Genomic DNA, 18,578 nt, shown 5'->3' with positions numbered 1-18,578 from the left:
CCCGCAAACGACAACGCCACGGACTCTCGACCGTGGCGTTGTCTTTCACGCGTGAGGCGTCGTGCCGTCTTCGCTCAGTCCGCATCCTTCGAGAACTGCACGGCGATCGCGCCGAGCACGCAGATCGCCGCGACGTACACGACCGGCGCGAGCGGATTCGATTTCATCATCAGCGACACGATCACCGGCGTGAGGCCGCCGAAGATCGCATACGCGACGTTGTACGAGAACGAGATGCCCGAGAAGCGCACGACGGCCGGGAAGCTCTTGACCATCACGAACGGCACCGCGCCGATCGTGCCGACCATGAAGCCCGCGATCCCGTAGTAGAGCGGCAGCGTCGACGCATCGGCCGCGACCTGCACGAACAGCAGGTAGTAGCACGCGGCCAGCCCGATGCCGCCGATGCCGAGCACGCGCTTCGCGCCGATCCAGCCCGCGAGCGAACCCGCGGTGATGCAGCCGGCCGTCAGGCACAGCGTCGCGACGCTGTTCGCGAACAGCGTCGTCGCGGGCGTCAGGTGGAACTGCTTCTGCAGCAGCGCGGGCGTCATCAGGATCACGACGACGATCGCGGCCGACAGCATCCACGTGAGCAGCATCGACACGATCACCGCGCGGCCGTGGTCGCGCAGCACGGCCTTCAGCGGAATTTCGCCGGCGAGCGCCTTCTTCGCCTTCATCTCGGCGAACACCGGCGTTTCATGCAGCCAGCGGCGCAGGTACACGGAGAACAGGCCGAACACGCCGCCGAGCAGGAACGGGATGCGCCATGCGAACGCGCCGACTTCGGCGGCCGAGTAGCGGCTGTTGATGCCGGCGGCGACGAGCGAGCCGAGCAGGATGCCGGCCGTCAGGCCCGCGGTCAGCGTGCCGCAGGCATAGCCGATATGACGCGACGGCACGTGCTCGGACACGAACACCCACGCGCCCGGCACTTCGCCGCCGACCGCCGCGCCCTGCAGCACGCGGAACAGCAGCAGCAACACCGGCGCGAGGATGCCGATCGTGTCGTAGGTCGGCAGCAGGCCCATCAGCAGCGTCGGCACGGACATCATCAGCACGCTCAGCGTGAACATCCGCTTGCGGCCGAACAGGTCGCCGAAGTGCGCCATGATCACGCCGCCGAGCGGGCGCGCGAGATAGCCGGCCGCGAAGATGCCGAACGTCTGCAACTGGCGCAGCCAGTCGGGAATGTCGTGCGGGAAGAACAGTTGCCCAATCGCCGGCGCGAAGAACACGAAGATGATGAAGTCGTAGAACTCGAGGGCGCCGCCGAGTGCGGCAAGGCCAAGGGTCTTGTAGTCGCTGCGCGTGAGCGCGCGTTCGGCGGCGCGAGGCACGCCGCTCAATTCGGAAGCTTGCATGGTCAGGACGATCGGTTTTCGAATTAATTGTTTGAATCGGCGCCGCGTCTCCAAGGCGCGGCCTGCCTCGTCGACGAGGTGCGCCGCGCGCGGATGGCGCACGGAACACGCATCGCGTCGCCCGGGTCGGGCAAGCGGGGACGAGTGTCAAGCGAGTGGGAGGATTCTACAGGAGCACGAACGTGCGCAAGGCGGGCATGCAACTTTCCGGCGGCAGCGAGCGGCGGCGCGCGGCGCGGGCGGGCGAACCGGGCGCCGCCGCGCCGCGCGCGCTGGGGCTGCGTCAGTTGCCGGCGATCGTATCGACCGGCTTGAACGCGCCGTGCTCGACCTTGTAGATCGTCACCGGCGCATCCTTCAGGTCGCCCTTCGCGTCGTACGCGATGCTCGGGGCCGACACGCCCTTGACCGACACCTTGCCGAGATACGGCGTGTACACCTTCGGGTCGGTCGAGTTCGCGTCCTTCATCGCCGTGAGCAGCGCGATCGTGCCGTCGTACGAGTACGGCGAATAGGTGATCACGTCTTCGTTGAAGCGCGCCTTGTAGCGTGCCGCGTAGCCGGCGAAGCCCGGCATCTTCTCCTTCGGCAGCCCGCCCATGTAGACGATCGCGCCTTCGGCCGCGTCGCCGCCGACCTTCAGGAACGTCGGCGAGCGCGACATCTCGCCCGTCACGAACGCCGACTTCATCCCGAGCTGGCGCATCTTGCGGATCATCGGCGACGATTGCGCGTCGCCGCCGCCGTAGAAGATCGCGTCCGGGTTCATCCCCTTGAGGTTGGTCAGGATCGCGGAGAAATCGAGCGCCTTGTCGTTCGTGAAGTCGCGCTTGATGATCGTGCCGCCCGCCGCCTCGACGGCCTTCGCGAATTCGTCGGCGATGCCCTGGCCGTAGGCCGTGCGGTCGTCGATGATCGCGATGCGCTTGAAGCGCAGCGTCTTCACCGCGTACGTGCCGACGATGCGGCCTGCTTGCGCGTCGCTCGTCAGCAGCCGGTAGGTCGTCTTGTAGCCGCGCGCGGTGTATTGCGGCGACGTGGCCATCGAGATCTGCGGCAGCCCCGCGCGATCGTACAGGTCGGACGCGGGAATGCTCGTGCCCGAGTTGAAGTGCCCGATGATCCCGCGGACGTTGTCGTCGATCAGCCGCTGCGCGACGGTCGTGCCCGTGCGCGGGTCGGCCTGGTCGTCCTGCGAATCGAGCTGGAACGTGACGGGCTTGCCGCCGATCGTCGGACGCGTCGCATTGAAATCGGCGATCGCGAGCTGCACGCCCTTCTGCATGTCCGTGCCGTAGTTCGACTGCGGGCCGGTCAGCGGTGCGGCGAAACCGATCTTGACGACGTCGGCGGCAATGGCGTTCGCGCCCGACAGTGCGCAGGCAGCGGCCAGCGCGACGTGCGATACCTTCAGCTTCACTTTCACTTCCCCTTGATGGCGTGGTTGGGCCGCCGCCGGCTGGCGGGCCGGCGCCGGTAAACCGGGCGAGACGCTGTGCTGAAATCGGCGCGTCGAGCGGCGATCGCGGCATTTCGTGCGGGTCGCACGCCGGCAGGGCCGTGTCGCGTCTCGTGACCGTGAAGCGAAGTCTAGATAGCGAAAATGCGTGCGTCTTGCGCGTTCGGTGCGTGGCCGGCGACGATATCGGCATATCGTCGATAACCCTGATATATGCCGAAATCGTCATTTCTCGTGCGCAATCGCGCCAAGACGCGGCGCGGCCGCGTTTTTTAGGATGGCGGCTTCGGGCGTGCACGACCGCGCGCGCGGGATCGTGCGCCCTGCGCGCCGTCAATGGGGCGCGCTTCTATAATCGACGCCATCTGCCACTCGCCTTGCGGTTGCCGGGATGACGACCTTGCTTGCCGTACCGCCCATGAGCCTGTCCAATACGTTGCGCCACCAGCCCGACAACGCCGATCTCGGCGCGATGCTCGCGCACTTCCGCCTGCTCGAACCGGTGTTCGATGCGCTGCCGGACGTCGCATTCTTCGTGAAGGACGCGAACGGCCGCTACGCGCTCGTCAACCGCACGCTGGCGATGCGCTGCGGCTACAAGGACAAGCGCGACCTGCTCGGCAAGACGGCCGACGAAGTGTTTCCGCGCCGCTTCGGCCGCAGCTATTTCGAGCAGGACATGGCGACGATCAACGCCGGCCAGCAACTGACGGACCAGCTCGAGCTGCACCTGTATCCGGGCCGCCAGCCGGGCTGGTGCCTGACCTGCAAGGAGCCGCTGCGCGATGCCGCAGGCAGGGTGGTCGGCCTCGCGGGCATCTCGCGCGACCTGAAGGCGCACGAGGGATCGCACCCGGCGTACAGCCGGCTCGCCGACGTGGTCCAGCACATCCAGGATCATTACGTGCAGCCGCTGAACCTGAAGCAGCTCGCGCAGATGGCCGGGATGTCGGTCGCGCAGCTCGAACGCTACTTCCACAAGGTGTTTCACCTGACGCCGCGCCAGGTGCTGCTGAAGACGCGGCTCGATGCGGCCACCGCGCTGCTCGTCACGCACGACAAGGTGACCGATGTCGCGGCGCTATGCGGCTATACGGATCACAGCGCGTTCACGCGCCAGTTCAAGGCGACGGTCGGCGTGACGCCGACGGAATACCGGTTGATGCTGCAGGAGCGGGCAGGGTGACCCGGCGCGCCCGGAAAACGAATCTCGCCACAATTGTCACTCCCACCATTCGCTGGCCGGCGACTAAAACTGTCTCATGACCCACAGCGAGCGATCGCTCTGACCCGGAGGCAGCAATGACCACGAACACATCACCGGACGACGGACGGAAGGAGGGGCAGCCCGCGATGAAGACGCCGCCGATCGTGTCGCCGCAAGAGTGGGCGGCCGCGCGCGAGCGGCTGCTCGTCAAGGAAAAGGAACTGACCCGCGCCCGTGACGCACTGGCCGCCGAGCGGCGGCGGATGCCGTGGGTTGCCGTGGAAAAGAAGTATGCGTTCGACGGGCCTGACGGCAAGGCGAGCCTGCTCGACCTGTTCCACGGGCGCCGCCAGCTGATCGTGTACCGCGCGTTCTTCGAGCCCGGCGTGCACGGCTGGCCGGAGCATGCGTGCATCGGCTGTTCGATGGTGGCCGACCACGTCGGCCACCTCGCCCACCTGAACGCCCGCGACACCACGCTCGTGTTCGCGTCACGCGCGCCGCAGGCCGACATCGCGCGCCTGAAGGCGCGGATGGGATGGAATATTCCGTGGTACACGATCACCGACAGTTTCGATGCCGACTTCGGCGTGGACGAATGGCACGGCCACAACGCATTCATCCGCGACGGCGAGCGCGTGTTCCGCACGTATTTCATCAACAGTCGCGGCGACGAGGCGATGGGCACCACGTGGAGCTATCTCGACATGACGGCGCTCGGGCGCCAGGAGACATGGGAGGATTCGCCGGAGGGGTACCCGCAGGGCCGGCCGTACAAATGGTGGAACTGGCACGACAGCTACGTGCCCGGCGCCGCGCCGGACCCGAAGTGGGTCGAGGTATCCGATGCGGGAGAGGCGGCCTTTCGGAAGCGCGACAGCTAGCTCGGCGCGGTGGCGCGCGTCGACAGGAGCGGCGGCGGTCTGCCGCCTGCCGGTTCAGCGGTAGCCGAGCCCTTTCAGGACGGCGGTGCCGTTTTCGGTCAGCCGGAAGCTGGGGGCCGTATCGGCGTCGAGCTTGACCATCTCGACGAGGCCGGCTTCCTGCAGCGCAGGCAGTTCGGGTTTGGCGTTCGCGCCGATCGGTGCGTGCAGCAGCACGAGCAGCGTCGCGATTTCATGATGACTGAGCAGGCGGCGCAGCATCGTCTTCTTTGCAGGGGGCGCGGCCGGGCGGCCCGCGGGTGCTTCTACGGCGCTCATCGCTTTCCTCCTGGTTCGACGGGTTCTTCGGATATGGTTGCGGATGGTGCCGTCGAAGACTTAAGCGATTCTTAAAACGCCCCGGTCGTGGACCGGCCGCGGCGAACCGGTGGTTACGGCATGTAACGGCACGGCGGCGGCTTCGCGAACCGGATCGGCGCAAGCCGCTTCAGGCGGGCGTCCGACAGCACAAGCGCCAGCGTAGTGCATGCGTGGACGATTCGCCAGACAAATAGGCGATGACCTTTCGTCGCACCCGGTTTTTCCCTGCCCCTTATTTTCTTCGCTGCGCCTGCGCGGCCAGGCGCACGGCTGCGTTTGCCGCCCCGTAGCCGTCGTATCCGCCGCGCCGCTCGACGATCTCGAGCGAGAAGCGGTTGTCGACCAGTTCCGTATACGCGTGCAGGAATTCGCCGCCGTGCTCGTCGCGGTCGTACAGCAGGTGATGCGTGCTCAGCGTGTCGATCAACTCGTCCGGCAGCGCGTAGCGTGCGGCGAGATCGTCGTAGTAGTTCGGCGGAATGCGCAGGAACGGAATGCCGTCGGCCGCGAACGCGGCGATCGTCTTCACGATGTCGTCCGTGCGGAACGCGACGTGGTTCAGCCCCGTGCCGTGGTAGCGGTCGAGCGATTCGGCGACCGCCGTGTGCCGGTCGACCGACGCGTTCAGCGCGATCCGCACCGAACCGTCGGCGCTGCGCACTGCGCGGCTGCGCATCAGCCCGTACGGGTCGGGCACGAGCCAGCTGCGCTCGGCCTCGAAGCCGAACGCCGTCTTGAAGAACAGGATCCACGTATCGAGCGCGTCGGCGGGCAGCGCCAGGCACACGTGATCGATACCCGTCAGCGGGCCGACCTCGCTCGGGCCGTCGATGTCGGTCAGCACGAAGTCCGATTCATACAGCGTCGGCGCGTTCGGCGCTTCGTCGACGAAATACTCGAGGCTGCCGTCCGGTGCCTGTACGCTCGGCAGCACGCGCTCGTTCGGACCGACGCGGCCGGAGAACGGCGCGTAGCCGAAGCCGGCCGCACGCTCGAACGCCACTTTCGCGTCGTCGACGCGGAATGCCGATGCACAGAGCGACAGCCCGTGCTGCTGGAAGAACGCATCGGCGAACGAGTCGCGCTCCGCGTTCAGCACGATCGACGCGGCGCCGTGCTGGAACAGCGTCACGTCCTTCGACCGATGCCGGCCCGCGAGCCGGAAGCGCATCCGGCCGAGCCATTCGCCGACGGTTGCCGCGGCCGGTGCGTCGACCGCGAATTCGATGAACTGGAACCCGACGTGTGCGGGCGGCGCCGGCGGCGCGAACAGCGGCTGGCTGGCGGCCGGCGCGCGGCCGTCCTGCGCGAGCCGCTCGCGTGTCAGTTCTTCCAGGTAGAGCAGCGAGCGATGGCCGTCGGCGGCCGTGATCGCGGTCGGCGCCGCGCGGAAGCCGTCGTTGAAGATCTCGAGCGACAGCGGCCCCGTGTAGCCCGATTCGATCACGCGCGCGGTGAAGCGCGCGAGGTCGAAGTCGCCCTGGCCCGGGAACGAGCGGAAGTGGCGGCTCCATTCGAGTACGTCCATCGCGAGCTTCGGCGCATCGGCGATCTGCACGAACGCGATCCGGTCGCCGGGGATGTCGGCGATCGCGTCCGGAGAATCGTCGAGCGACAGCGTATGGAAGCTGTCGAGCGCAAGGCCGAGGTGCGGGCTGTTCACGGCATTCACGAGTTTCCACGCATGGCCGTACCGCTTCACGACCCGGCCCCACGCGAGCGCTTCGTACGCAGCGACCACGCCGGCCTGCCGCGCGGCTTCCGCGAGCGCGCCGAGCTGGTCGACGAGCAGCCCGTCGTCGGCGATCGTGTCGGCCGACACGTTGCTGCACACCAGGATGCGGTCGGTGCCGAGCGCATGCATCACGTCGAACTTGCGCTTGATCCGGTCGAGGTTGCGGGCGAGCTGGGCTGCGCTCACGCCCTCGAAGTCACGAAACGGCTGGAACAGCACGATGTCGAGGCCGAGATCGGCGGCCATGCGCCGGACGTCGGCCGGCGATCCGTCGAAGTAGACGAGGTCGTTCTCGAAGATTTCGACGCCGTCGAAACCTGCGGCCTGGACGGCGGCGAGCTTCCCGGCGAGCGTGCCGGACAGTGACACGGTGGCGATCGAGCGCTGCATGGGCGAATCCTGCGGATGAGCGGGGCACGGCGTTGGTCGAATCGACCCTGAATGAACCAGTCGTTGAATTCACGACGAACGCCATATCCCGAATTTACTGGGCTGGTGAGTCGTATTGTACAAACTAACTAGGTGGTACAAATTAGCGAAAACCCGAAAAGACATTGCGCTTTCGCAAGCGCACACTAGCGCCAAATCTTGACGTCAGGGGGCGAAGTCGGCTAGCGATGCGCCCCCGTTTTAGGAGCAGAAACACCATGAGCAAGCCCAAGGTGCTGGTGCTGAACGGCCCGAATCTGAATCTGCTGGGGACGCGCGAGCCCCATATCTACGGCGCGGAAACGCTCGCCGACGTCGAGCAGCGCTGCCGAACGGCCGCTGAGGCGCTCGGGCTGGAAATCGACTTCCGCCAGTCGAACGCCGAGCATCAGTTGATCGACTGGCTGCACGCCGCGCGTCACGACACGCACGGCATCGTGATCAACCCGGCTGCCTATACGCATACGTCGGTGGCGCTGGCCGACGCGCTTTCCGCGATCGCGAAGCCGGTGATCGAAGTCCATATCTCGAACGTGCATCGTCGCGAGGCGTTCCGCCACCATTCCTACGTGTCGGCGGTTGCCGAAGCCGTGATCTGCGGCTGCGGCACCGAAGGCTACGTGTTCGCGCTGCAGCGTCTGGCGACGCTGTTCGCGCAGGGGGCCGCGCGATGAGCCGCCCGTCGTTTCTGATCGGCCTGATCGGCCAGGGCATCGGCGGCTCGCTGTCGCCTGCGATGCACGAGGAAGAAGGATTCCGCCAGGGGTTCGGCTATGTCTACCGGCGGATCGACCTCGACGTGCTCGGCGTGACCGTCGAGGCACTGCCGCAACTGCTCGATGCCGCGCAGCGGATGGGCTACAACGGCCTGAACATCACGCACCCGTGCAAGCAGCGCGTGATCGAGCACCTCGACGCGTTGTCGGACGATGCGCGTGCGCTCGGCGCGGTGAACACCGTGTTGTTCAAGGACGGCAAGCGGATCGGCCACAACACCGACTGGTCGGGCTTCGCGAAATCGTTCCGCCGCGGGTTGCCCGACGCGTCGCTCGAACACGTCGTCCAGCTCGGCGCGGGCGGCGCGGGCGCGGCCGTGGCGCACGCCGCGCTGCAGATGGGCGCGGCCGAACTGACGATTTTCGATGTCGACGGCACGCGCGCCGCCGCCCTCGCGGCGGAACTGCAGCAACGCTTCCCCGCGGCGCGGGTTGTACAGGGCGGCGATCTCGCGGACGCGATGCGCGCCGCGACGGGCCTGATCCACGCGACGCCGACGGGCATGGCCAAGCATCCGGGCCTGCCGCTGCCGGCCGAGCTGCTTCATGCCGGGATGTGGGTGGCCGACATCGTGTATTTCCCGCTCGAAACCGAACTGGTCCGCGCCGCGCGCGCGGCCGGCTGCGCAACGCTGCCGGGAGGCGGGATGGCCGTGTACCAGGCCGTCGATGCGTTCGAGATCTTCACCGGACGAACGCCGGACGACGAACGGATGTTCGAGCACTTTCAGTCGCTGGTCGCACGCTGACCCTCGATAGATTCAGATAAAGACGAGACCAGGAGACAATCATGCAGCACACCACCCACACCAACCATGCGCCGGCGCGTCCGGCGCAGGCGGCCGGCTCGGTCCGGCGCACCTCGGCGCGCTACAAGATTCTCGCGCTGCTCGCGATCGGCACGATGATCAACTATCTCGACCGTACCGTGCTGGGGGTGGCTGCACCGCAGCTCACCAAGGAACTCGGTATCAATGCGGCCGTGATGGGCATCATGTTCTCCGCGTTTTCGTGGACGTACGTCGCGATGCAGGTGCCCGGCGGCCTGTTCCTCGACCGCTTCGGCAGCAAGATCACCTATTACTGGTCGATGACGCTGTGGTCGCTGTGCACGTTCCTGCAGGGCTTCGTGCCGGGCATCGCGACGCTGTTCGCATGCCGGCTCGGGCTCGGCGTGACGGAGGCGCCGTGCTTCCCGACCAACAGCCGGGTCGTCGCGACGTGGTTCCCGCAGAACGAGCGCGCGATGGCGACCGGTACGTATACGGTCGGCGAGTACATCGGCCTCGCGTTCTTCAGCCCGGTGCTGTTCGCGCTGATGGGCGCGTTCGGCTGGCGTTCGCTGTTCTGGGTCGTCGGCGCGATCGGCATCGCGTTCGGCCTGGTCTGGTGGAAGTTCTATCATGAGCCGCGCAACCATCCGGGCGCGAACAAGGAGGAGATCGAGTTCATCGAAGCGGGCGGCGGCCTCGCGCACGGCGCGAAGAAGAACGACCGGCCCGAGCAGACGAAATTCAGCTGGGCGATGGCCGGCAAGCTGCTGAAGAAGCGCCAGCTCGCGGGCATCTGCCTCGGCCAGTTCGCCGGCAACTCGACGCTCGTGTTCTTCCTGACCTGGTTCCCGACCTACCTCGCCACCGAGCGCCACATGGGCTGGCTGAAGATCGGCTTCTTCGCGATCATGCCGTTCATCGCCGCGTCGGTCGGCGTGATGTTCGGCGGGATCTTCTCCGACTGGCTGCTGCGCCGCGGCAAGTCCGCGAACCTCGCGCGCAAGCTGCCGATCATTGCCGGCCTGCTGCTCGCGTCGACGATCATTCTCGCGAACTACGTGCAAAGCAACGAAGCCGTGATCGCGATCATGTCGGTCGCGTTCTTCGCGCAAGGGATGGCCGCGCTCGGCTGGACGCTCGTGTCGGACATCGCGCCGGACGGTCTGCTCGGCGTGACGGGCGGCATTTTCAACTTCGCGGCGAACCTCGCGGGCATCATCACGCCGCTGGTCGTCGGCTTCATCGTCGCGACGACCGGCTCGTTCGTCGGCGCGCTCGTATTCATCGGCGTGATCGCGCTGATCGGTGCGCTGTCTTACATCTTCGTCGTCGGCGACATCAAGCGGATCGAGCTGTAACGCAGGCACGCGGCGGCAGGACCTCGGGCCCGGCGGGAGCAACCCGCCGGGCCTTTTTCGTTCATGACGCGCGGCGCAGCGTGATGCCGAGCGTCTCGATCGCGTGCCCGATCGCCGCGACCGCGCGCCGGATATCGTCGGCGTCGATCGCACCGATGCAGCCGACGCGGAACGTCTCGAGCTGCGTGAGCTTGCCCGGATACAGGATGAAACCGGCATCGCGCACGGCGTCGTAGAAGCGGCGGAAATCGTAGGCCGGATCGTCCGGCGCATGGAACGTGACGATCACCGGCGCCTGCACGCCCGCATCGAGGAACGGCGCGAAGCCGAGCGCGCGCATCGATTCGACCAGCGTCCGGCAGTTGTCCGCGTAGCGCGCACCGCGCGCCGGCTGCCCGCCTTCGGCGAGATACTGGTCGAGCGCGGCGCGCAGCGCGGCGATCACGTGCGTCGGCGGCGTGAAGCGCCACTGGCCCGTCTTGCGCAGGTACGCGTACTGATCGTGGAGATCGAGCGCGAGCGACGGCGAATTGCCTTCGCTGGCCTCGAGCGCATCGCGCCGCACGATCGCGAACCCCATCCCCGGCACGCCTTCGAGACATTTGCCGCTTGCCGAGATCAGCGCATCGATGCCGCTGCCCGCCAGCGCGATCGGCAGCGCGCCGAACGAGCTCATCGCGTCGACGATCAGCCGCTTGCCGTGGCGCCGGCACACGGCGGCGATGTCGTCGAGCGGGTTCAGGATGCCGGCGCTCGTCTCCAGATGCACCTGCGCGACGTGCGTGATGCGCGGCTCGCGCGCGAACGCGGCCTCGATCGCGGCCGGATCGACGGCCGCATCCTCGCCGAACGGCAAAGCGATCGCTTCGATGCCGAGCCGGCCGAGAATCTTCAGGATGCGCGCGCAATACGCGCCGTTGTCGGGCACCAGCACGACGCCGTCGCGCGGCACCAGCGTGCCGAGCGCGGCTTCGACCGAGAACGTGCCGCTGCCCTGCATCGGTACGCACACGTACTCGCCGCCGCCGTGCGCAATGGCGACGAGGTCGGCACACACGCTTTCGGTCAGGCGATTGAATTCGGCATCCCACGAGCCCCAGTCGCGCTGCATTGCGTCGCGCGTTGTGGCGGACGTGGTGAGCGGGCCGGGGGTGAGCAGGATCGGGGCGGTGGCGGACATCGGTTTTTCTCCAGCACAGGTCGGATGAAACGCCGGATGGCGTTTCCGGGTGACGGCCATCTTAGTGGCAAATTATGTCATTTTGTGGAATTTTGAGCGGTCGTCACGGGTTTGTCATCGAACGCTGTGATCCTTCGCTTGCCGCACGAAACCGCATCGGTCCAGCACCGGTCGGGCGGCGACGAGGCGGGCCCGCTGGCGGTTCGCCCCCCAATTACTGCTCTGCGTGGGGCCAGAGTAAGCGCTGAAGCGCCAACTCTGGCCGACAGAGCCGGATCGTGCCCCGGCCATTTGGTGTTCCGCCTACGGAGAAGTGAGATGACACTGCAGAATTCCTCGCGCGCCGCTGCCGGCGCGTTCCGCAAGCTTGCGCTGGCTGCCACCGTCGCCGGTCTGATGGGCGCCGCGTTGCCCGTGCATGCGGCGAGCGCGGTCGTGCTGTACACGGCAGACGGTCTCGAGAACCTCTATCGCGATGTGCTGCCGGCCTTCGAGAAGAAGGAGGGCGTCAAGGTCAACATCGTGACGGCGGGCAGCGGCGAAGTCGTCAACCGCGCGAACATCGAGAAGAATTCCCCGAAGGCCGACGTGATCGTCACGCTGCCGCCTTTCATTCAGCAAGCCGGCCAGATGGGCCTGCTGCAGGCGTACCAGAGCGTGAACTACAAGAACGTGCCGGCGATCGCGAAGGCGGAAGACGGCACGTGGGCGACGTTCGTGAACAACTACTTCTCGTTCGCGATCAACCCGGACGTCGTGAAGAACCAGCCGAAGACGTTCGCCGACCTGCTGTCGCCGGCCTACGCGGGCAAGGTCGCGTACTCGAACCCGGCGACCGCCGGCGACGGGATGGCCGTGCTGATCCTGACGACCTCGCTGATGGGCGAGGACAAGGCGTTCGACTACCTCGCGAAGCTGTCGCAGAGCGTGAAGTTCCACACGAAGGGCACGGGCTACCTGAACGTGCTGCTGTCGCGCAACGAGATCAGCGTCGCGAACGGCGACCTGCAGATGGACCTCGACGATGCCGAACACGGCGCGTTGTCCGTCAAGCCGATCTTCCTGGCCGCGAAGGACGGCGACCAGCCGACCACGTTCCAGCTCCCGTACGGCATCGGCCTGATCAAGAGCGGCCCGAACCAGGACGCCGGCAAGAAGCTGATCGACTACCTGATGTCGACGGAAGTGCAGTCGAAGGTGCCGGACATGTACGGCATCCCGGGCCGCACGGACGTGCCGCTGGCCGGCAAGAACGGCGAAGCGGTCAAGAAGGCGATCGCGGGCGTGAAGCTGATCCCGGTCGACTGGACGCAGGTGATGGCGAAGAAGCCGGTGTGGATCGAGCGCTGGAAGAAGGACGTGATCGGCAGCTCGGGCAAGCAGCTCGACGTCGTCAAGCCGAAGTGATCGGCGCACGCCGCCTGTATTAGTGAGCAAGAGGATGAACCCGGTGGAAACCACCCTGACCCATCCCGGCGCATTCGGCGCCGCCGAACCGCGAGCCACGCTGCGGTCCGGCGCGCCGGGCGGCGTGCAGATCGAACACCTGAGCGTGCGCTACGGCGCACGCACGGTGCTGGACGATCTGTCGCTGTCGATCGGTGCCGGTGAATTTCTGACCGTGCTCGGCAAGAGCGGCTGCGGCAAGACCACGCTGCTGCGCTTCATCGCCGGGTTCGTGAAGGCCGACGGCCTGACCGGCACGCTGACCGTTGCCGGACGCGACCTGACCTACGCGCCGCCGCACAAGCGCAATCTCGGTCTGCTGTTCCAGAATTACGCGCTGTTCCCGCACCTGTCGGTGTTCGAGAACGTCGCATTCGGGCTGCGCGCGCGCGGCATGGCGTCGTCGGAAGTGACGCGTCGCGTCGCCGATGCGCTGAAGCTCGTGCAGCTCGGCGATGCGGGCCATCACCTGCCCGCACAGTTGTCGGGCGGGATGCAGCAGCGCGTCGCGCTGGCGCGCGCGCTCGTGATCGAGCCGGACGTGCTGCTGCTCGACGAGCCGCTGTCGGCGCTCGACGCCAACCTGCGCGCATCGGTGCGCAGCGAGCTGAAGGCGCTGCACGAACGCCTGCCGAACCTGACCGTCGTCTGCGTGACCCACGACCGCGACGACGCGCTCGTGCTGTCCGACCGCGCGCTGCTGATGCGCGACGGCCACATCGCGCAGCTCGGCACGCCGCAGCAGCTGTACGACGCGCCGCAGGACGGCTACGTCGCGCGTTATCTCGGCCCGGCGAACCTGCTGCCGCCGCACGTGATCTTCCCGCTCGGCGATCCGCGCCACGAAGTGCGCGGCAAGGTCGCGTGCGTGCGCCCCGAGCGCCTGACCGTGATGCCGCCCGCCGCGGGCGGGCTGCACGGCACGGTGTCGTCCGTCGAATGGCAGGGCGCGGACCTGTCGATCGCGGTCACGATCGATGCGGCGCCCGACGAGCCCGTGCGCGTCACGATGCAACGCGGCCGCAGTGCGGCTCCCGAGCGCGGTGCGCGTGTTTCCCTGCATTGCGAGGCAGACGATGTCGTCCTTATCGAGCCCTGAAGCCGGCCTGCCGCCGCACGTGCTCGCGTCGGCCGCCGCGCACGCGGCCGACGCGCGGCGCCGCAAGCGCGTGGGCGACCTGCATCTGGCCGCGCTCGCGATCGTCGTGCTGGGCCCGCTCGTCGTCTACCCGCTGGTGCGGCTCGTGCTGCTGAGCGTGTCGGGCGACCACGGGCTGAGTTTCGCCGCGTACCGGACGTTCTTCGGCAATCCCGATACCCGCAACGTGCTGCTGACCACGCTCGGCGTGCTGTTCGCGAGCGCCGGCACCGCGTCGGTGTTCGGTGTGCTGCTGGCCGCGCTGCTGTTCTTCAAGCCGTTTCCGGGCGCCTCGCTCGTCACGCGCTTCCTGGAGCTGTACGTCGCGTTTCCGTCGTTCCTCGTCGCGTTCACGCTGATCTTCCTGTACGGCTCGCAAGGCTCGATCAGCATCGCGCTGCAGCACCTGTTCCATCTCGAAAATGCGCCGCTCGATTTCCTGTTCGGCATCGGCGGCGTGATCCTCGCGCAGACCGTGTTCTATACGCCGTTCGTCGTGCGGCCGACGCTCGCATCGTTCGCGACGCTCGATCTGCGGTTGATCGAAGCCGCGCGCAGCCTCGGCGCGTCCGGCTGGATGCTCGCCCGCCGCGTCGTGCTGCCGATCGCGTGGCCGGGCATCGCCGCCGGCACCGTGCTGTGCTTCCTGCTGACGCTGAACGAATTCGGGATTCTGCTCGTGCTCGGCAGCGCGCGGCTCGTCACGCTGCCGGTCGCGATCTACAGCAGCGCGACCGTCGACCTCGACCTGCCGACCGCGTCGGCCGGCGCGGTGGTAATGCTGGTGCTGTCGCTGGCGTTGTATGCGGTTTATCGCCGGGTGAACCGGCGCGCGACGGGAGGGAACGATGTCCGCTGAATTCCGTATCGGGCAAGCCGTGCCGCGCCACCAGATCGGCTGGGGCGACACGGTGCTCAAGCATGCGTCGCGCGCGGCGCTCGCGCTGGCCGCGTTCGCGTGCTTCTGGTTGTTCGTGTTGCCGGTCATCGTCGTGGCGCTGTCGAGCGTGTCGACGCAGTGGTCGGGCACGATCCTGCCGGCCGGTTACAGCCTGCGCTGGTTCGAGCGGCTCGGGTCGCCGGAATACGACGCGCTGCTGACGAGCCTCGAAATCGGCTTCGGCGTGTCGGCGGTCGGCACGGTCCTCGGGCTGTGGCTCGCGCTGGCCCTCGAAGGGCGCGACCGGCGCGGCCTCGGCGCGGTGGTCGACGCGCTCGTGATGGTGCCGAACGGCGTGCCGAGCGTCGTGCTCGGGCTCGCGGTGCTGATCGCGTATCACCAGAAGCCGGTCGACCTGTCGAGCTCCGCGGCGATCGTCGTGCTCGTGCAGCTCGCGCTGATCCTGCCGTTCTGCTATCGCTGCGCGGCCGCCGCGCTGCGTCCGGAACTGACCGTGCTGCGCGAAGCGGCGGCGAGCCTCGGCGCGCCGCCCGCGATGGTGCTGCGCCGCGTGCTGCTGCCGCAGCTCGTGCCGGCGCTGCGCGCGAGCCTCGCGCTCGGCTTCGCGCTGTCGCTCGGCGAGCTCGGTGCGACGCTGACGGTTTATCCGCCCGGTTTCGCGACCGTGCCGATCGTCGTGATCGGCCAGGTGGAGCGGGGGTATTACCTTCCGGCTTCGGCGCTGTCGCTGCTGATGCTGGGCGCGTCGCTCGCGGCGCTGCTGCTGATCGCCGCGCGCGTGCCGCGCGGCAAGCGGGGGGCATCATGAACGCCGCGTTCGCATTGCGGTCGCCCGGCGACGCGCCGGCCGCCGGAGCGTCGACGGGCCTGCCGGACCAGTCCGTCGACGTCAACGGCCGGCGCTACCGGCTGCCGGTCGAACCGACCGTCGTCGTCTGCGTCGACGGCTGCGAGTACGCCTATCTCGAGCGTGCGTTGGAAGCGGGCGTCGCGCCGTTCATCGGCCGGATGATCGCGCAAGGCACGGCCTGGCGCGCCGACTGCGTCGTGCCGACCTTCACCAACCCGAACAACCTGTCGATCGTCTGCGGCGCGCCGCCGTCGGTCCATGGAATCTGCGGCAACTATTTCTGGGATCCGGCCGCCGACGGTGGGCGCGGCGCCGAAGTCATGATGAACGATCCGGCTTACCTGCGGGCCGGCACGCTGCTCGCGGCGGCGTCCGACGCCGGTGCGCGGGTGGCCGTCGTGACGGCGAAGGACAAGCTGCGCCGGCTGCTGGGCTGGCAGATGAACGGCATCTGCTTTTCGGCAGAGAAGGCCGCGCAGGCGAATCTCGCCGAAAACGGGATCGTCGACGTGCTCGACTGGGTGGGCCTGCCGTCGCCGGACGTGTACAGCGCGGCGTTGTCCGAATTCGTGTTCGCGGCCGGCGTGCGGCTTGCGCAGACGCGCCAGGTCGACCTGATGTACCTGTCGACCACCGATTACGTGCAGCACAAGTGCGAGCCGGGCAGTGCCGGCGCGAACGCGTTCTACGCGATGATGGACGGCTATCTCGCGCAGCTCGACGCGCTGGGCTGGGCGATCGGGCTGACGGCCGACCACGGGATGAACGCGAAGCACGATCCTGCGACGGGCCGGCCGAACGTCATCTATCTGCAGGATGCCTTCGACGGGTGGTACGGCGCGCAGGCTGCGCGCGTGATCCTGCCGATCACGGATCCGTACGTCGTGCACCACGGCGCGCTCGGCTCGTTTGCCACCGTCTATCTGGCGCCGGGCGTCGACCGGGCCGAGGCGATGTGGCGCGTCGGCGGTCTCGACGGCGTCGAACTCGTGCTCGACAACGCGGAAGCCGCGGCACGTTTCGAGCTGCCGGCCGACCGGATCGGCGATCTCGTCGTGATCGGCCGCCGTGACATGACGCTCGGCACGCGCGAGCGCGAACACGATCTGTCGGGCCTCACGGTGCCGCTGCGTTCGCATGGCGGCGTGTCGGAGCAGGAAGTGCCGCTGCTGTTCAATCGCCGTATCGAGCCGGTCGATCCTGCGCGTCGCCCGCGCAATTTCGACGTGTTCGATTTCGTGCTGAACCGGATCGCATCATGACTTCCCCTGTTCGGCGGGACCATCCGGCATTCCGTGCCGAGGCATTGCGCTGGTGCGGCGCTCGCGCGGCACGCGAGCGGACCTTCGACGTCACGGACCCCTACACGGGCACGCGCGTCGGTACGGTGCCGCTCGCGAGCGTCGACGACGTGCGCGCGGCATTCGACTACGCGATGGCGTATCGGCCGACGCTCACGCGTTACGAACGTTCGCAGATCCTCGAACGCGCGGCCGCGCTGCTGCGCGAGCGCACCGAGGAAGCGTCCGACCTGATCACGCTCGAATCGGGACTGTCGAAACAGGACTCCCGCTACGAGATCGGCCGCGTGGCCGACGTGTTGAAGTTCGCGGCGGTCGAGGCGCTGCGCGACGACGCGCAGAGTTTCTCGTGCGACCTGACGCCCCATGGCAGGGCGCGCCGCGTGTTTTCGCAGCGGCAGCCGCTCGACGGCGTGATCGTCGCGATCACGCCGTTCAATCATCCGATGAACCAGGTGGCGCACAAGATTGCGCCGGCGATCGCGACCAACAACCGCGTGATCGTGAAGCCGTCGGAGAAGGTGCCGCTGTCGGCGTTCTACCTGGCAGACCTGCTGTATGAAGCCGGTCTGCCGGAACCGATGCTGCAGGTGCTGACCGGCGTTCCGCGCGAGATCGCGGACGAGCTCGTCACGCACCCGCACGCGTCGCTGATCACCTTCACGGGCGGCGTGGCGATCGGCAAGGCGATTGCCGCGCGGGCCGGCTACCGCCGCATCGTGCTGGAACTGGGCGGCAACGATCCGCTGATCGTCCTCGACGATGCCGATCTCGAACGCGCGGCGTCGCTGGCGGTGCTCGGGTCGTACCGGAATTCGGGCCAGCGTTGCACGGCCGTCAAGCGGATGCTGGTGCAGCGCGCGATCGCGCCCGCCTTCACCGAATTGCTCGTCGAGAAGACGCGCGCATGGAAATACGGCGATCCGTTCGATCCCGCGAACGAAATGGGCACGGTGATCGACGAAGAAGCGGCGCGGCTGTTCGAGACGCGCGTGGCGGAGGCGGTCGCACAGGGCGCGCGGCTGTTGACGGGCAACGTGCGGCGCGGCGCGTTGTATGCGCCGACCGTGCTCGACAACGTCGATCCGTCGATGACGATCGTGCGCGAGGAGACCTTCGGCCCGGTATCGCCGGTGATCGCGTTCGACACGATCGACGACGCGATCCGGATCAGCAACGGGACGGCGTTCGGGCTATCGTCGGGTGTCTGTACGGACAGCACGGCGGCGGTCGTGCGGTTCGTGAACGAGCTGAACGTCGGCACGGTGAATGTATGGGAGGTGCCCGGATACCGGATCGAGCTGTCGCCGTTCGGCGGGATCAAGGATTCGGGGCTCGGTTACAAGGAAGGCGTTCAGGAGGCGATGAAGAGCTTCACGAACCTGAAGACGTTCTCGTTGCCGTGGGGATGACG

Annotated in this window: 16 protein-coding genes; 11 read left to right on the top strand and 5 right to left on the bottom strand. The window is 67.5% G+C overall.

Features of this window, described 5'->3' with window-relative positions; translation table 11 throughout:
- Window positions 1-74: 74 nt before the first annotated feature.
- Both WT26_RS33255 and WT26_RS33250 read right to left on the bottom strand, forming a co-directional pair.
- On the bottom strand, window positions 75-1,367 hold the full coding sequence (locus WT26_RS33255) for an MFS transporter (protein ID WP_069274927.1): 1,293 nt from the start codon (window positions 1,365-1,367) through the stop codon (window positions 75-77).
- A 283-nt stretch (window positions 1,368-1,650) separates the two neighbouring features.
- Window positions 1,651-2,787, bottom strand: coding sequence for a branched-chain amino acid ABC transporter substrate-binding protein (locus WT26_RS33250; RefSeq protein WP_081333807.1), 1,137 nt, complete (start codon window positions 2,785-2,787; stop codon window positions 1,651-1,653).
- Window positions 2,788-3,217: 430 nt separating this feature from the next.
- Here WT26_RS33250 and WT26_RS33245 point away from each other — a divergent pair, with 430 nt between their 5' ends.
- Window positions 3,218-4,012, top strand: coding sequence for an AraC family transcriptional regulator (locus WT26_RS33245; RefSeq protein ID WP_069274926.1), 795 nt, complete (start codon window positions 3,218-3,220; stop codon window positions 4,010-4,012).
- 116 nt (window positions 4,013-4,128) lie between these two features.
- Window positions 4,129-4,917: a DUF899 domain-containing protein gene (locus WT26_RS33240; protein WP_059879385.1), complete on the top strand. Its 789-nt coding sequence runs from the start codon at window positions 4,129-4,131 to the stop codon at window positions 4,915-4,917.
- A gap of 54 nt (window positions 4,918-4,971) precedes the next feature.
- Here the strand turns inward: WT26_RS33240 and WT26_RS33235 are convergent, their stop codons facing one another.
- Both WT26_RS33235 and WT26_RS33230 read right to left on the bottom strand, forming a co-directional pair.
- Entirely contained in the window at window positions 4,972-5,235 is a 264-nt protein-coding gene (locus WT26_RS33235) for a hypothetical protein (protein ID WP_021159311.1), read from the bottom strand.
- Between the two features lie 274 nt (window positions 5,236-5,509).
- Window positions 5,510-7,402 carry a bifunctional sugar phosphate isomerase/epimerase/4-hydroxyphenylpyruvate dioxygenase family protein gene (locus WT26_RS33230; protein ID WP_069274925.1) on the bottom strand — a complete coding sequence of 631 codons (1,893 nt, stop codon included), beginning with the start codon at window positions 7,400-7,402 and terminating at the stop codon, window positions 5,510-5,512.
- A 257-nt stretch (window positions 7,403-7,659) separates the two neighbouring features.
- Between WT26_RS33230 and aroQ the strand changes: the two genes are divergently transcribed.
- Genes aroQ through WT26_RS33215 form a run of 3 tightly spaced genes read left to right on the top strand, consistent with a single transcriptional unit; the run spans window position 7,660 to window position 10,348 of the window.
- Window positions 7,660-8,115 (top strand): type II 3-dehydroquinate dehydratase, encoded by a 456-nt coding sequence (gene aroQ / locus WT26_RS33225; RefSeq protein WP_021159313.1) that lies wholly within the window; start codon window positions 7,660-7,662, stop codon window positions 8,113-8,115.
- Window positions 8,112-8,966 carry a shikimate dehydrogenase gene (locus WT26_RS33220; protein WP_059667647.1) on the top strand — a complete coding sequence of 285 codons (855 nt, stop codon included), beginning with the start codon at window positions 8,112-8,114 and terminating at the stop codon, window positions 8,964-8,966. The genes aroQ and WT26_RS33220 overlap by 4 nt, the downstream gene beginning before the upstream one ends.
- A 41-nt stretch (window positions 8,967-9,007) precedes the next feature.
- Window positions 9,008-10,348 (top strand): MFS transporter, encoded by a 1,341-nt coding sequence (locus WT26_RS33215; RefSeq protein ID WP_069274924.1) that lies wholly within the window; start codon window positions 9,008-9,010, stop codon window positions 10,346-10,348.
- Between the two features lie 61 nt (window positions 10,349-10,409).
- On the opposite strand, the gene WT26_RS33210 is transcribed toward WT26_RS33215, so the two are convergent.
- Window positions 10,410-11,528 carry a 2-aminoethylphosphonate--pyruvate transaminase gene (locus tag WT26_RS33210; RefSeq protein WP_069274923.1) on the bottom strand — a complete coding sequence of 373 codons (1,119 nt, stop codon included), beginning with the start codon at window positions 11,526-11,528 and terminating at the stop codon, window positions 10,410-10,412.
- Between the two features lie 318 nt (window positions 11,529-11,846).
- On the opposite strand from WT26_RS33210, the gene phnS reads away from it, so the two are divergent.
- The 6 genes from phnS to phnY are packed head-to-tail and all read left to right on the top strand — an operon-like array spanning window position 11,847 to window position 18,576.
- On the top strand, window positions 11,847-12,935 hold the full coding sequence (phnS, locus tag WT26_RS33205; protein WP_021159315.1) for a 2-aminoethylphosphonate ABC transporter substrate-binding protein: 1,089 nt from the start codon (window positions 11,847-11,849) through the stop codon (window positions 12,933-12,935).
- Between the two features lie 34 nt (window positions 12,936-12,969).
- Window positions 12,970-14,073 carry a 2-aminoethylphosphonate ABC transport system ATP-binding subunit PhnT gene (phnT, locus tag WT26_RS33200; RefSeq protein WP_059526638.1) on the top strand — a complete coding sequence of 368 codons (1,104 nt, stop codon included), beginning with the start codon at window positions 12,970-12,972 and terminating at the stop codon, window positions 14,071-14,073.
- Complete coding sequence (locus WT26_RS33195) at window positions 14,051-14,971, top strand: 2-aminoethylphosphonate ABC transporter permease subunit (protein ID WP_069274922.1); 921 nt, start codon at window positions 14,051-14,053, stop codon at window positions 14,969-14,971. Before phnT ends, WT26_RS33195 begins: the two co-directional genes overlap by 23 nt.
- Window positions 14,961-15,821, top strand: a complete 861-nt coding sequence (gene phnV / locus WT26_RS33190; RefSeq protein WP_059526633.1) for a 2-aminoethylphosphonate ABC transport system, membrane component PhnV — start codon at window positions 14,961-14,963, stop codon at window positions 15,819-15,821. The genes WT26_RS33195 and phnV overlap by 11 nt, the downstream gene beginning before the upstream one ends.
- Window positions 15,818-17,125: a phosphonoacetate hydrolase gene (gene phnA / locus WT26_RS33185; RefSeq protein ID WP_069274921.1), complete on the top strand. Its 1,308-nt coding sequence runs from the start codon at window positions 15,818-15,820 to the stop codon at window positions 17,123-17,125. Before phnV ends, phnA begins: the two co-directional genes overlap by 4 nt.
- Window positions 17,122-18,576 (top strand): phosphonoacetaldehyde dehydrogenase, encoded by a 1,455-nt coding sequence (gene phnY, locus WT26_RS33180; RefSeq protein ID WP_069274920.1) that lies wholly within the window; start codon window positions 17,122-17,124, stop codon window positions 18,574-18,576. The genes phnA and phnY overlap by 4 nt, the downstream gene beginning before the upstream one ends.
- Window positions 18,577-18,578 lie beyond the last annotated feature (2 nt).

The organism is Burkholderia cepacia (genome assembly GCF_001718835.1).
Taxonomy (GTDB): Bacteria; Pseudomonadota; Gammaproteobacteria; order Burkholderiales; family Burkholderiaceae; genus Burkholderia; species Burkholderia cepacia_F.
This window is presented reverse-complemented; position numbering and strand designations above follow the sequence as displayed.

What these genes read in the sequence shown, in the direction of transcription:
- WT26_RS33230 (WP_069274925.1), bottom strand. Translation starts at nt 7,402, where the DNA reads ATGCAGCGCTCGATCGCCACCGTGTCACTGTCCGGCACGCTCGCCGGG.
- WT26_RS33210 (WP_069274923.1), bottom strand. Translation starts at nt 11,528, where the DNA reads ATGTCCGCCACCGCCCCGATCCTGCTCACCCCCGGCCCGCTCACCACG.
- WT26_RS33235 (WP_021159311.1), bottom strand. Translation starts at nt 5,235, where the DNA reads ATGAGCGCCGTAGAAGCACCCGCGGGCCGCCCGGCCGCGCCCCCTGCA.
- WT26_RS33240 (WP_059879385.1), top strand. Translation starts at nt 4,129, where the DNA reads ATGACCACGAACACATCACCGGACGACGGACGGAAGGAGGGGCAGCCC.
- phnA (WP_069274921.1), top strand. Translation starts at nt 15,818, where the DNA reads ATGAACGCCGCGTTCGCATTGCGGTCGCCCGGCGACGCGCCGGCCGCC.
- phnV (WP_059526633.1), top strand. Translation starts at nt 14,961, where the DNA reads ATGTCCGCTGAATTCCGTATCGGGCAAGCCGTGCCGCGCCACCAGATC.
- WT26_RS33215 (WP_069274924.1), top strand. Translation starts at nt 9,008, where the DNA reads ATGCAGCACACCACCCACACCAACCATGCGCCGGCGCGTCCGGCGCAG.
- WT26_RS33255 (WP_069274927.1), bottom strand. Translation starts at nt 1,367, where the DNA reads ATGCAAGCTTCCGAATTGAGCGGCGTGCCTCGCGCCGCCGAACGCGCG.
- WT26_RS33220 (WP_059667647.1), top strand. Translation starts at nt 8,112, where the DNA reads ATGAGCCGCCCGTCGTTTCTGATCGGCCTGATCGGCCAGGGCATCGGC.
- phnS (WP_021159315.1), top strand. Translation starts at nt 11,847, where the DNA reads ATGACACTGCAGAATTCCTCGCGCGCCGCTGCCGGCGCGTTCCGCAAG.
- WT26_RS33245 (WP_069274926.1), top strand. Translation starts at nt 3,218, where the DNA reads ATGACGACCTTGCTTGCCGTACCGCCCATGAGCCTGTCCAATACGTTG.
- aroQ (WP_021159313.1), top strand. Translation starts at nt 7,660, where the DNA reads ATGAGCAAGCCCAAGGTGCTGGTGCTGAACGGCCCGAATCTGAATCTG.
- phnT (WP_059526638.1), top strand. Translation starts at nt 12,970, where the DNA reads ATGAACCCGGTGGAAACCACCCTGACCCATCCCGGCGCATTCGGCGCC.
- phnY (WP_069274920.1), top strand. Translation starts at nt 17,122, where the DNA reads ATGACTTCCCCTGTTCGGCGGGACCATCCGGCATTCCGTGCCGAGGCA.
- WT26_RS33195 (WP_069274922.1), top strand. Translation starts at nt 14,051, where the DNA reads ATGTCGTCCTTATCGAGCCCTGAAGCCGGCCTGCCGCCGCACGTGCTC.